11 protein-coding genes are annotated in these 12,804 nt (G+C 62.3%); 8 read left to right on the top strand and 3 right to left on the bottom strand.

Going from position 1 to position 12,804, the window contains the following annotated elements; genetic code table 11:
- Positions 1–42: 42 nt before the first annotated feature.
- The gene (gene rpsB, locus MRBLMI13_RS03565) at positions 43–984 is read right to left on the bottom strand and encodes a 30S ribosomal protein S2 (protein ID WP_042536769.1); all 942 of its coding nucleotides are present in this window, start codon (positions 982–984) and stop codon (positions 43–45) included.
- A 305-nt stretch (positions 985–1,289) separates the two neighbouring features.
- Here rpsB and MRBLMI13_RS03560 point away from each other — a divergent pair, with 305 nt between their 5' ends.
- A complete protein-coding gene (locus MRBLMI13_RS03560; RefSeq protein ID WP_367820364.1) occupies positions 1,290–1,823 on the top strand; it encodes a murein hydrolase activator EnvC family protein in 534 nt (177 codons plus the stop codon).
- A 19-nt stretch (positions 1,824–1,842) separates the two neighbouring features.
- Here MRBLMI13_RS03560 and MRBLMI13_RS03555 read toward each other — a convergent pair whose 3' ends face one another.
- Both MRBLMI13_RS03555 and MRBLMI13_RS18410 read right to left on the bottom strand, forming a co-directional pair.
- A complete protein-coding gene (locus MRBLMI13_RS03555; protein WP_367820366.1) occupies positions 1,843–2,745 on the bottom strand; it encodes a tyrosine-type recombinase/integrase in 903 nt (300 codons plus the stop codon).
- A gap of 24 nt (positions 2,746–2,769) precedes the next feature.
- Positions 2,770–2,943, bottom strand: a complete 174-nt coding sequence (locus MRBLMI13_RS18410; protein ID WP_414685942.1) for a hypothetical protein — start codon at positions 2,941–2,943, stop codon at positions 2,770–2,772.
- Between the two features lie 240 nt (positions 2,944–3,183).
- Between MRBLMI13_RS18410 and MRBLMI13_RS03545 the strand changes: the two genes are divergently transcribed.
- From MRBLMI13_RS03545 to MRBLMI13_RS03515, 7 genes are all read left to right on the top strand, one after another.
- Entirely contained in the window at positions 3,184–4,689 is a 1,506-nt protein-coding gene (locus tag MRBLMI13_RS03545) for a recombinase family protein (protein ID WP_367820370.1), read from the top strand.
- A 217-nt stretch (positions 4,690–4,906) separates the two neighbouring features.
- Positions 4,907–5,260, top strand: a complete 354-nt coding sequence (locus MRBLMI13_RS03540) for a hypothetical protein (RefSeq protein ID WP_367820372.1) — start codon at positions 4,907–4,909, stop codon at positions 5,258–5,260.
- Positions 5,257–7,035 carry a DNA primase family protein gene (locus MRBLMI13_RS03535; protein ID WP_367820374.1) on the top strand — a complete coding sequence of 593 codons (1,779 nt, stop codon included), beginning with the start codon at positions 5,257–5,259 and terminating at the stop codon, positions 7,033–7,035. Before MRBLMI13_RS03540 ends, MRBLMI13_RS03535 begins: the two co-directional genes overlap by 4 nt.
- Positions 7,035–8,171, top strand: a complete 1,137-nt coding sequence (locus MRBLMI13_RS03530; RefSeq protein ID WP_367820376.1) for a plasmid recombination protein — start codon at positions 7,035–7,037, stop codon at positions 8,169–8,171. The genes MRBLMI13_RS03535 and MRBLMI13_RS03530 overlap by 1 nt, the downstream gene beginning before the upstream one ends.
- A 2,004-nt stretch (positions 8,172–10,175) precedes the next feature.
- The gene (locus tag MRBLMI13_RS03525; protein WP_367820378.1) at positions 10,176–10,826 is read left to right on the top strand and encodes a hypothetical protein; all 651 of its coding nucleotides are present in this window, start codon (positions 10,176–10,178) and stop codon (positions 10,824–10,826) included.
- A 320-nt stretch (positions 10,827–11,146) separates the two neighbouring features.
- Positions 11,147–12,166 (top strand): hypothetical protein, encoded by a 1,020-nt coding sequence (locus MRBLMI13_RS03520; protein WP_367820380.1) that lies wholly within the window; start codon positions 11,147–11,149, stop codon positions 12,164–12,166.
- Positions 12,167–12,222: 56 nt separating this feature from the next.
- Positions 12,223–12,744: a hypothetical protein gene (locus tag MRBLMI13_RS03515; RefSeq protein ID WP_367820382.1), complete on the top strand. Its 522-nt coding sequence runs from the start codon at positions 12,223–12,225 to the stop codon at positions 12,742–12,744.
- The last annotated feature ends 60 nt before the right edge of the window (positions 12,745–12,804 follow it).

The following is a 12,804-nucleotide window of genomic DNA, read 5'->3' as shown; positions in this document are numbered from 1 at the left end:
GTGGTGGCTCCTTGCTTCGTGATGTGTGTGGTGGTCGCGGAATTACTTGGCGTCTGCAGCCTCGGCGTCGGCGACCTCAGCGGTCTCCTCGCCCGAAGCGTCGGCGATGGCCTCGTCGTGCGCCTCGGCACCGGCCTCGTCGGCAGCGGTCTCGTCAGCGGCGGGCGTCTCGACGACGGCAGCCTCGTCGGCGGGCGTCTCGACGGCAGCGGCATCAGCAGACTCCTGGACGGGGGCCTCGAGAAGCTCCTTCTCCCAGTCGGCGAGCGGCTCAGCGTCGCCCGTCTCGGGGTTGTGCTTCTGCTGGAGACCCTCAGCCGCGGCGTCCGCGATGATGCGGGTGAGCAGCGAGACCGAGCGGATCGCGTCGTCGTTGCCGGGGATCGGGTACTGGAAGTCGTCGGGGTCGGCGTTGGTGTCGAGGATGCCGATCACCGGGATGCCGAGCTTCTTCGCCTCGTCGATGGCGAGGTGCTCACGCTTGGCGTCGACGACCCAGAGGGCGGACGGCGTCTTGGTGAGGTTGCGGATACCGCCGAGCGACTTGTGCAGCTTGTCGAGCTCGCGCTTCTTGAGAAGGAGCTCCTTCTTCGTGAAGCCCGAAGCGGATGGGTTCTCGTAGTCGAGCTCCTCGAGCTCCTTCATACGAGCGAGACGCTTCGCGATCGTCTGGAAGTTCGTGAGGAGTCCACCGAGCCAGCGCTGGTTGACGTAGGGCTGGCCCACACGGGTCGCCTGCTCGGCGAGGATCTCCTGCGCCTGCTTCTTGGTGCCGACGAAGAGGATCGTGCCGCCGTGCGCGACGGTCTCCTTGACGAAGTCGTAGGCCTTGTCGATGTACCCGAGCGACTGCTGCAGGTCGATGATGTGGATGCCGCTGCGCTCGGTGAGGATGAAGCGCTTGACCTTCGGGTTCCACCGACGCGTCTGGTGTCCGAAGTGCACGCCGCTGTCGAGCAGCTGGCGGATGGTGACCACAGCCATGGTCGTCTCCTTGTTCTGGCGCGGATATGCGCCGTTGAGGTTGTCAAGTCGATCGGATGATCGAACTTCCTGGTGCCCGGCGCACCCCCGCCTGAGTGGAAACAGGACCTGTGGGAGTGGATGCCACGACTGAAGTCGCTCTGGGCACGCGTAGTCACCCCGAGATCGAGGTGCCTCCTCAGCATACAGGATGCGCGGGCCTCACTCACCCTGCACATCGCGCCTGTTTCGGGCATTCTGCACGCGCTCCGCGCAGGCGTCAGTCCGACGGGGAGCCAATCGCACACAGGAAGGAGCATTGCCTCATGAGCACCCGCACACGCCGGACGATCGTTCTCCTACTGCTGATCGTCATCGCTCTCGCACCGCCCACCGCACCGAGCGCGAGAGCGTCATCGTCATCCTCAGACGGCGCTGCGCATCCACTCTGGAGATGGCCGATCGATGCACCCCGCTCGGTCGCAACGCCGTATCGCGCTCCGGCACACGCGTTCGGCGCCGGCCATCGAGGCATCGATCTCGCGAGCGCGCAGGGGGTGATCGTCCGCGCACCCGCCGATGGGGCGATCGCATTCCGTGGGACAGTCGTCGACCGCCCCCTGATCACGATCGCGCATCCCGGCAGCTATGTGTCGACGTTCGAGCCGGTCTCCTCCACACTCGCCCCCGGCGATCTCGTCTCGGCCGGCGACGAGATCGGCACGGTCGCGGCCGGCGGTCACACGATGCTCGGCGCACTGCATCTCGGAGTTCGGCTGGATGGTGCGTACATCAACCCGATGCTGCTCTTCGGGCCGGTGCCTCGAGCGGTGCTGCTTCCCTGCTGCGACGCGCCGTGACGCGCGACCCGTCTGCGGCTCACGCCCGGGGGTGTGCGAGACGGTACGTCGCAGTGAGACGCTCAGCGGAGACGTGAGTGTAGATCTGGGTCGTGCCGAGGCTGGCATGACCCAGGATCTCCTGGACCGCGCGCAGGTCTGCTCCGCCGTCCAGGAGATGAGTCGCTGCGGTGTGCCTGAGCGCATGCGGTCCGACAGTCTCTTCGCCGACGAAGGGCGCGAGCACCTCGGCGACGAGTGAGTACACCGCGCGCGGTCCGATCCGCGCACCACGACTGCCGAGGAACAGAGCGGGAGTCGGCCGCGCTGTGCGGGCGGCGAGTGCGGGACGCCCTCTGGTCAGGTACGCGCCGGCCGCATCGCGGGCGGGAACCCCGAAGGGCACCACTCTCTCCTTCGAACCCTTTCCCAGAACGCGCGCGGTGCCTCGATCGAGATCGAGGTCGTCGACATCGAGGCCGCACAGCTCGGAGACGCGGATCCCGGCGCCGTAGAGCAGTTCGAGGATCGCGTGGTCTCGGAGCACTATCGGATCACCGGCGCCGGCGGCTCGGCGTTGCGCATCGAGCAGGGTCGTCATCGCATCCTGAGAAGCGATGGTGGGGAGGGTTCGCCCCCGCTTGGGAGCGACCAGGCGCAGGCTCGGATCGTGATCGACGAGCTGCTGCTCGTGCGCCCAGCTGAAGAAGGAGCGCGCCGCCGCCGCTCGCCGCGCGAGCGTCGACCGCGCGTCCCCACGCTGAGTCGCCCGCCAGAGCCAGTCTCGGAGAGTCTCCAGCGTGACCTGGTCGACCTCGAGCTCACCGACGGTCTCCGCGAGGTCCCGGAGGTCTGATCGGTAAGCGCGCACGGTGGCGGGAGACAGCCGACGCACCTGAGCAAGGTGGTCGGCGAAGGCAAGTGCGGCCGCCGCGAACTCCATGGATCAAGTGTGCAGGAACGCCGATCACCGTCGCGTCAGCCGCGCCGCTCGCTGACCCGCGCCCTCTGCCACCCCCCCTTCGACTCGTCTCACCGCACCCTCGAGCTCGAGCAACCCGAGCAGGGCATTGACTCGTTCTGGCGCGAGCCCTGACCGTCGAGACAGCTCGTCAGCGGCTCGCGCATCGCGGCTGCTCATGGCATCGAGCACGCGAGACTGGTCGGGATCCGTGCCTCGACCGGGTGACGTACCCGGCGGCCCGTCGCCCCAGAGCTCGCGTATCTCGGCAGTCGTGGTGACGCACCGCGCGTCGTACTCGCGCAGGAGCCGATGACAGCCGGCTGACGAAGCGGATGTCACCGGCCCGGGCACCGCGCCGAGCGGTCGACCCAGTGCAGCTGCGTGCCCCGCGGGTGTGAAAACAGATACCCTCAATCTGTGGCATTTTCTGCTGAGGCAACCTGCGCAATCTACGTACGCATCTCTCAAGACCGTAGTGGCGAAGAACTCGGGGTTGAGCGCCAGCAGCGGGAGTGTCAGGAACTGGCTACGCGCCTGGGCCTCCATGTCGTGCGCGTGTATGTCGATAACGACATCAGCGCGACGAGCGGCGCTCGACGACCCGCGTTCGAAGAGATGCTGATGGATCGTCCCCGTTCAGTCGTCGCCTGGCACCAGGATCGCCTGCTTCGGCTCACGAGCGACCTTGAGAAGGTCATACAACTGGAAATTCCGGTGCACATGGTGACAGCCGGATCATTGGATCTGAGCACACCCTCGGGGCGAGCCGTTGCCCGCACCGTCGCCGCGTGGTCTCAGTTCGAAACCGAGCAGAAGGCGCTGCGTCAGAGGGCATCCAACCGCCAGGCCGCAGCCAACGGCTACTGGCAGTTCAGCTTGCGTCCTTTTGGCTATGAGCGAGTCAACGGTGACATCGTCGCGATGGACGCAGAAGCGAAGCTAGTTCGTGACGGTTACCGGTGCGTGCTTCGGGGAGACAGCTACCGGTCGGTCGCAAGGCGGTGGAACCGTCTCATCGAGCGCTGGGATACGCCCGGGTTCAGACCCGTCATGGGCGGCACCTGGGCGAGCTCAAGAGTCCAGAGGCTTCTGGAGAACTCTCATTACGCCGGCATCGTGACATATCAAGGTGAAGTAGTCGAGCTAGCGCCGGGGAAATCTCCTCAGTGGACTCCGCTCATCACCGAGGAGACCTGGCGGGCCTTCAGAGAGTTGAAACTGGCTCGGAAGACGAAGCGATCGTGGGCGGTTTCGCCGAAGCACCTTCTTTCGGGACTGCTTGAGTGTGGCGTCTGCGGAGGCACTCTTTACTCGCACGCCCAAGATCAGACAACACGGAAGGGCGCAGCTGACGCAGGGAAAGCCCGGCTCCCGGTATTTGACGCCGCGGGAAGACGCGTCAAGCACACAACATACGTCTGCGTGGACAAGCACTGTGTATCGATCCGAGCCGAGTACGTCGACGCTCTTGTCGGAGAGGTCATCTCTCTCAAGCTCTCGGACCCGCGAGTAGTCCAGGCGTTGCGAACCACCGAAGATAGTGCTCCTCTCGAGGCGGAGATCGCAGACCTTCACAAGCGGCGCGACGATCTCACGGACATGATCGGTGACGGCCTCATCCCCCGAGAGCGCGCGCGAGAGAAGTTGAACGAGATTGCGGAGCGGTTGCAGAGCGCGCTCTCGCGAATGGAACGACTTCGATCCGATTCACCCATCACGGACCTCATGCTGTCCAGCTCGATACCAGAACGATGGTCAGCGCTCCCCGTACTCGCGCGAAGGAGGGCCATCGTCAGACTTGGCCTCAAGCTCACCATCAATGCTGCCGATAAGGGGAAGCGCACCAGAGATCCGATCACCGGGCTCGTTCAATCCGAACGCGCATGGGCTATGCGCCGCGTCGCCTGGAACTGGGACGGGTGATTCTGGACTTAAGTCCATACTGCTTCGGCAATACCTGCTTCACCAGTGTGGTAAATTAGGTTATCTAATAGACGAAAATGACGAAGCCCCACCTGTAATCCGGGTCAGCCGGAATAGAGTTGCGTCATAGGAACCACGTGCGTTCCACCGGATCGAAGATTCGGACACCAACCCGGCGATAGAGCGTGGCAGAAGTCGGTCCTACAAAGGACCGCTCATGCCCAAAACTAGCTCGCAACCGCTGAACGCCGCCGAAAGGCTTCTGGACCTCTATGAAGCCGCGGAGATCCGAAACCCTGACGGATCCCGTCGCTTCGGCAGCGTGTTCACTCTGCGCCGTCGCCTCAAGGATGGCTCGCTCCCCCATCAACTCAGCGAGGGCAACCGCAAGTATCTCGTCACGCTCGCCGACCTCGAGCAGCTTGAGCTCGCAGATTCCCCTGTCGCGGCCGACTCAGCGAGAGCTGAGCTCCGTCTAGCCGCGAACCGGGTCCTAGCTACTAGCGGACCGCTCACGAATGACGAGTGCGCACACTTCGCAGCTCTTCTCCGCGGAGGTGCCGCGGCGTGAGCAAAAACGAAATCCGCCCCAGCGCGGTGAACAATGAAGCGGATCAGACGTTTGGCGGCGTCATCCCTGATCTTAACAGCGCTACTGCTGCGAGCGATACTTCTGCGGCTGGCCGGGGTACTACGCCGAAGCAGGTTCGCGTATCCGTCGAGACTCTCGTTGACAAGACCATCAGGCGCTACCTGAAGGAGATTAGTGGCGACGTTGATGTTTCGTCCGAACAACTCCGGGACACCGCCCTGACAAGGGTCAGTGCGGAGATCTGGCTTGAAAATGCTGAAAGAAAAGGCACACCTGCACCTGTGCTGAAACCGCTGTACGCGCTGGAAGAACACTCGGTGGTCCAGATGCTGCTAGCGCGCCATCGCATCGTCAAGATCGACCTCACCGATGGCCATGGGAGTGAAGATGCCGGCGTGCTTGCGATCTATGAGTCATCGGGATCGCTTGAAGGGATCTACAACCCGAGTGTGTCGCGCATCAAAGCGCTGATCAGCGAACTGCGACCATCATTTAAAGACTCCGCGCTCGATTCCGCGCTGAACCGCATGAGAACACATGCACCGGTGGTGAGTCGCACGGTGCTGCCGCATCTCATTCCCGTGGCGAACGGAGTGTTCGATCATGCACGTCAAGTCTTGCGCCCGTTCACGCCGCATTGGGTGTTCTTGTCAAAGACCGGATCGAGCTACGACCCGGCAGCGCAGAGTCCTCGAATCGCTCAGCCCGACGGCACCGAGTGGGAAGTCGAAGAGTGGTTCCGCAGTTTGTCGGACGACGTCGGGGTTCCGGAGTTGCTCTGGCAGATCGTTAGCGCAGCCGTCCGTCCGTTCTGCGCATGGAACCAGTCGGCGTTGCTGGTTGGCCCGAAAGGCATGGGCGGGAAGGGCACGGTACTCGGCCTCATCCGGAGCCTCCTCGGGCCGCGCGCACACGCGTCTATCCCGCTAGCAGCTTTCGGCAACAGGTTCGCTCTTACGGCTCTCATCAGCAAGAGCGTCAATTTGGTCGATGAGAACGAGGTCGGCGCCTTCGCTACCAAACTCGGCGACTGGAAGTCGACCGTGACCGGGGACGTGATCAGCGTCGAAGCTAAGTACAAGGACCCAATAGAAATGCGGTGGAATGGCTTCGAGGTGCAGTGCTACAACGAGATGACCCCGCGCATGAAAGACAAGTCGGAGTCGCTGATGCGCCGAATGCTCATCGTTCCGATGGTGAAGAACTTCAAGGGTTCTGAGAACAAAGAGATCAAGGAGAAGTACCTCGCCGATCCGGCCGTGCTCAGCTACGTACTCAAGCGCGCCCTCCACATGCAACACACTGCGTTCACGGTGCCTGAAGTCTCCCGCGTTGCACTAGAACGATGGTTCGCTGCAAACAACAAGGTCGTCGGCTGGTGGGAAGAGCATAAGGATCAGTTCGTCTGGGACCTCCTTCCTTGGGCGTTCCTCTACGACGCGTACAAGGCCTGGTACGCGAACGTCGAGCCCAGCGGAACTGTCGAAGGGTTCAATCAATTCAGTGAATCTCTCAAGGACCACCTGCAGGCTTCGAAGTCCTGGTCGGTGACCTCTTCGTCAATGCGGCCCGGGTCGCGGATGTCGGCACCAGAGCCCCTTGTCAACGAACACAAGCTGACCGCTTGGATGAATCAGACTTACTCGGGTTCAGGCCCGCTCAAGCGAACCTTCCCATATCCTCTCAAGACGAACTACAAGGGGATCCTGCGGCTACAGGCGCCGGCCACAATCACAGTTGGAGGGGAGAACTGATGGCCTTCACCATGACATTCGATGCATCCGTCAAGGTGAAACGTGGCGCGCACGCAAAGAATCTCTTCCGGCATATCGCGAGGGATGTCGATCAGGCTGCTGGGTTCAACTTCCCACAGCTGAACGTCAATATCGATGCCGCGCGCACCCCCTTGAACGTGACGGTCGTCAATGACGGTCACGGAGGATTTCGTTCGCCAGCTTCAGTCGACGGTCGTCCGCCGTCCGATGAGTTGAACGACTATCTACAGAAGCGCCTCGCAAGCGTTCACAGACCGCTTCGCCGCGATGCAGTCCTGATGCGGCCGATCGTCCTGCAACTCGACCCGGCCTGGTTCGCTTCGAACAACGCTGACTGGCGTCAGAGTCGCCTCAATCCTGAAGCCCGCCGCTACATGGGAGCGTCCCTGGACTGGCTGTGCGGGGAGTTTGGCCGAACGAATGTCGTCGGCTGGTCGCTGCACCTAGATGAATATCACCCTCAGTTGCAAGTATTGATGACCCCCGTTACCAACGATGGTCGACTGTCACAGAAGGATTTCTTCAAGGGGCCGCACGATCTCAAGCGTCAGCATCGTGAATTGCGCGAGGCAGTCGCCGCAAGCGGCTACGAGGTTGAATATCGGGTGACCGAACGGTCTCGAGAGCACTTGAGCAGTAGCGACTTTCAGACCCGCGCGGAGAGACTTCGCGCGGAAGCGAAGATGTTGGCGGATGCACGTGAAGACACTGAGCTGCTCAAAATGAGGATGCATGCGCGGCTGTCAGCTGTGGACGATCGCGAAACCGAGCTGGCAGAGCGCGAACGCGAGATCGAATCACTGAGGTCCTCGTCTCTACAGACACAACGGGATGCCCGGGAGCTTGAACAGAGCGCACGGTTGGCACGCGCGACCGCTCTCCGAGCTCGCGAAGACGCCGAGACGGAGCGCGCGCGCCTGGAGCACGCCACTGCTCGGCTCGAGGCCCTACCGCCCTTCTTCGAGCGCTGGCTTGATAGGTCCTCCAACAAGGGGAGGCCGCTTCGTGAACGGTTCGAGGCCGACCGAGCGAGTATGCGGCGGCAAGTCTTTGGCTCAACTTATGGGGAGCCCCGACTAACAGTCGATGGCCCCGAGGAGCCGGGCCTTCCATAAGCGGGCGTGAGGTGGCTGCTCGAAGCGGAACCGAGTAGCCACTTCACACGTCGCCGCTGCCGTCAGGCCGATCGAATGGGGTCATCACACTCACGCTCAAGCAGCACGGTTGGTAGGCAGGCAGGTGGCAATCACCAAACGGCCACTCGTCCCCGGCTGGGGCCGCCGGCGCCACCGCTCCGCCCCGACTACATCGGCGTCTCGCGCTCACTCCTAGATGTCGCGGTCGCGGCCACCCTGCCGAGACTTCGCAGAAAACCCCCGTCCTGCCCCACGATGACCCGGCGCGTCATCTTGTGCGCCCCTCCGCTATCCGATCGTGGAGGTACGGCGAGAAAGTGACCGGAGTGCGGCCAGAAAGTGGTCACTTCGCCAACTTCGCGGACAGAGGCGACCAGCGATGACCAGAAAGTGACCCGATAGTGGCCACTTCACGGACGCCCGTCTCAAGACTCGCTGCGCCGGACCGGGAAGTGACCAGAAAGAGGCCACTTCACGGACACCCGTCTCAAGACTCGCTGCGCCTGACCGGGAAGTGACCAGAAAGAGGCCACCTCACGCCCACCCTCCTGGCGACTCCCCTACGCCTGACCGGGAAGTGACCAGAAAGGAGCCACCTCACGCCCACCCTCCTGCCGACTCCCCTACGCCTGACCGGCAAGTGACCAGAAAGAGGCCACTTCGCGGCCCCGCCCTCATGTGCGTTCAGCTTGAGTTACCGGCTCAGCAGCTCGGACACGAGGTTGCCCGCATCGCAGTCTGGACTTCATCGCGGCGATTGGTACGCCCCATGGGTCCGGGGCCTACGTGCCTGCCGAACGAATGCCTCGCCCGGGCGACCAGCTTCGCCCTGGGGTACAGCCGGTACTCCGCGCTCACCGCTGGAGCTCATCGCGTTCGTAGCCGCGCACACGGAGCACATCAGACGCTGTCATGACGAAGCTCACCCTAGTTCGAACGCGAAATTGAACTTGCCGAACGAAGTTGATGTAGCTGGAGCGATCCGCCTGGCTACGCCGTCGCTACTCCTTATGCCATAGAGCCCCTGCGGAGTTGGCGGCTTGTAGCGCTGTAGCTCATTTTTGAGAAGTCTGTTGCGATCCCGTTTACGTACGTCTGCCTACCGCAGACGACTATCGAAGGTTGATCCGCAGGGTTGCCTGATTTGAGAGCTACCGAGCTACAGGAGCACAAAAATCCCGTTCAGATTTGCTTTCTGCCGTATTCGAGCCGAGCTACACGACCAGCGAACTTCCCTACGCCAGATGCTCGCTCGTCTCGACTCCTCATGAGAGGGGAAAGACACAATGATCAGCGAGCCCGCTGTCTTCTCCCCCTGTGCAAGAACGTGCGTCCCCTTGCAAGGTGATTGATTGAACCCGGCCACCGGCTACTACGAGGGGGCGATAGCGCTGACTCCGCGGGCAGGTCGAGACCATTCACAAACGTACGGGACCGTTCGCAAAGGTGTAGCCCCATACACTTCGCAAGACTTCGCGATGCCGTCCACGCGTGCTGAGCATCCGCGAGCCCAGCTGCAGGCAATGCCGCCGCCGGATGTCAGTCGGCTCGTTGACGTCTGCGTTGTGGTTGAGTTGCGTCGCGCGGGGCTTCGAGACGCTGACGAGCGCGCAAGTAGTTGTGCACGCCGTCGCGGTGACCCCAGCATCGCCGTTCGAGCGTCTGCCCACGACCACCACCTCCGAGCGCGTTCGGCCTCTCGGCCGGCGCATGGCATGGGAAAACTGACAGCGGAAATCGCGCTGCTCCGGGATGCAAGCGCGTGTGCATCACCGCACTCTTCGTCGGGCTGCAAGCGTTACGCTCCGCGAACTTCCGCCATCTCGACCCTCGGAGGAACACGGGCGAGCGACACCGCCTGGGTTCCTCCACCCGATCAGAAGCTTGGCTCCAGCCTCGCGCGACGATGCTCGGAAGGTCGCGGCCGGTTCTCGGACGTCCGTATCATCTTCTTCTGTCCCATGCCGCGTCTACCCTGTGGCCATGACTAATTCTTCCCAGACAACTCCTGGACAACCACGGCAAGCACGCCCCTCGGATGACGCTGTTGCTGGCCTCGTTGACGCGATCACGAGACTCAACGCGGACGGTGACTTTCTGGCGCGCGCAATCACTGACTCCCTCCTCGCCGAGAGGCCTGTCTCTGATGAGTCACGGCTGTCGACCGAGGAAGTCGATTTCCTGATCAGATCTGGAAGCTTCACGGCGGAGAAGCTCCAAGAGACGTCCGCGCGCTTGGCGCGAGGCGAGCTGCAGTCGAATGTCGTGAGCACGCTTTTGTCGAGCCTGAACGACAGCTTGTCGGCGGACGATGTCGAGGGATTCCTGGAACTGAGCGCAACGGAGCTCGACGAACTCATCGCCGCCGGCGGGATTTACTCGGTTGAAGTTGCTGGCAGGCGACGATTCCCGTCGTGGCAGTTCAGCCTGTCGTCGCAGGGGAAGCTCCTCCCCCACCTCGCCGAAATCATCGGTCTGGTCAAAGACGATCACTGGATCTCTGTCTCGGGCATGATGCACACACCGCAAGCCAACATGGTGACTCGAGGAAGGCAGACACCGGTCGAGTGGTTCCGCAGCGGCGGTGGCATCGAGGCGATGAGACAGATCAAGGAAGGCCAGAAATGGCGGTGAGGAACACTACCCGGATCGGCTCTCGACACTCGGATGTGCGCGAGAAGACGCCTTCCGGATGAGGCTCGTAGCGCCGATCCATCGACGAGGTGTCCAGAGGTTGTCAAGACCCAATTTTTACTCCTTTCCTGCGTGAGAACGTTCGTTTCAGCAGTACCCGCGGCGAATGACCCACATATCTTGGTCTTCGTGATGATCAACAACTTGACGGAGCCCCCTGGCGACGGCTCACATCAGACACGCCTGAACACTCCTGGGCCGGCGCAGTTCTGTGCCTCCGTTGAAGCGACGGCGCCGTGCAACGAACAGTGAGCGCCTCCATGACCTTCGGCACGGAAGACGCGTTGGAGGACTTCCTCACGCAGCGGTGGAGTGCGGTCTGCACGTTTCTGGGGATCGATCTGCTACTGATCGGCCGACAGGTTCGCTTTGTGCCCGATCGCCAACTTGACCTGCTCGCTATTGATATCGCGGGACGGCTTTACATCATCGAACTGAAACTCGGCGAGACGCCGGATGGGACAGCCGCCCAGGTCCTCGAGTACCGCCAACGTATCAAGCGGCAGACGCTGCACGAGCTCATGAAGACCCTACGGCCGGGGACGCTTCGAGTTAACCTTGCAGCCGCGTTCGAGCAGCACTTCAACCGCGCACTCCCGCAGAGCATCGCGACTACCCCAGCCGTCGTCGTGATCGCACGTGCGATTACGCCACGGATCGCCAACAGCGTTCTGGAACTCTTGGATCTTGGATACCCGATATCCGTTTTCACTTACGCCGTTATTGATCGGACTCTGCAACTCAAGCAAATCGGGCGGGAGGGCTTGATACAACTAGGGCAATCGCGAAAGTGCGACCGCCGCGCGGTCAACACATCACCGGCCCAGACTCCGCACCGATCCGGCCTAGCGATCGAGTGGTTCTGGGCTATGCAGTCGCAACAGTTCCGCGCATCGATCGTGACGTTCCGAACGGTATGGGCGCTGTATGAGGAGTGGCACTATAAGCAAGTCTCTACGGGGGTGAACCTAACCCTCTGCAACCAAGGCGAACTCGGTTCCAAACTTAAGTCGATTGTGGAGAACAGCGGGGACTGGAAACACGTATACATCGCTTCAGGCGTTACACCCGACCCGTTCATGCCGACCGCTGAGATCCCCCCGTACGTACGCAAATATCACGCCAGACACACCACTGTGGCGTACCTGCGCACAACCGCCCCCGCCGATGGTCTGTCTTCGGCGAGACAAGGCGGTCGGATTTGGCGATTGCTCAGCCGCAACCGCTTCTACTCCGCTGTGATCGCGTTCGTTCGCCTCAAACAGATTGGAGACGCGTGATGTCATCGAGTGACGCCGAACACACTCCCATCACGCAGATCAGAGTAGGAGATACGGTGCGACTGACCGGAACTGCATGGGACGAAATCGATTCGATCTCACCCACAAAGTTCGACCGTGTGCCCCAGGTTGGCGAAGAGCACCGAATCGTCGGCGGATCAGTTCTGGGTCCGTTTTTCTTTTTAGCGGGCACCCCCTGGGCCATTAACGACACCTACACCGCCGTGGTGCTACGCGACAGTATGAACATCCACGACATTGTGCGTGAACTCAATGCGGCCCTGGGCCCGACGCTCGTGGCGGGAATCGCTGGATCCAAGGATCGCAAGCTGCCGAGCCGCTGGGCCAAAGCTGACGGACCCGAGCCACGCTCGGAAACCTCGAATCGGCTGACCTTTGCACACCAGAAGTGGCTGCTTCTGGCCACGGTCGAAGGCGACGACATCGCGCGGCAGTGGTTCATCGGCGGGAACCCGCGCCTACGGGAGGACACTCCGATCACGGCGATCCGAGAGGGGCGCTACGGCGAGGTCACCGACGCCGTCGAGTCCTTCATCGCCGGAACAGCCACCGCCTGACGCAGCGTTCCTGACCCCCGACACCTGGGACACCTGGCTCACTCCGGAGAAGCTCACCGG

The organism is Microbacterium sp. LMI13-1-1.1, from assembly GCF_040815625.1.
Lineage (GTDB): Bacteria > Actinomycetota > Actinomycetes > Actinomycetales > Microbacteriaceae > Microbacterium > Microbacterium forte.
The sequence above is the reverse complement of the archived record's forward strand: the minus strand, read 5'-3'. Positions and strand labels throughout refer to the sequence as shown.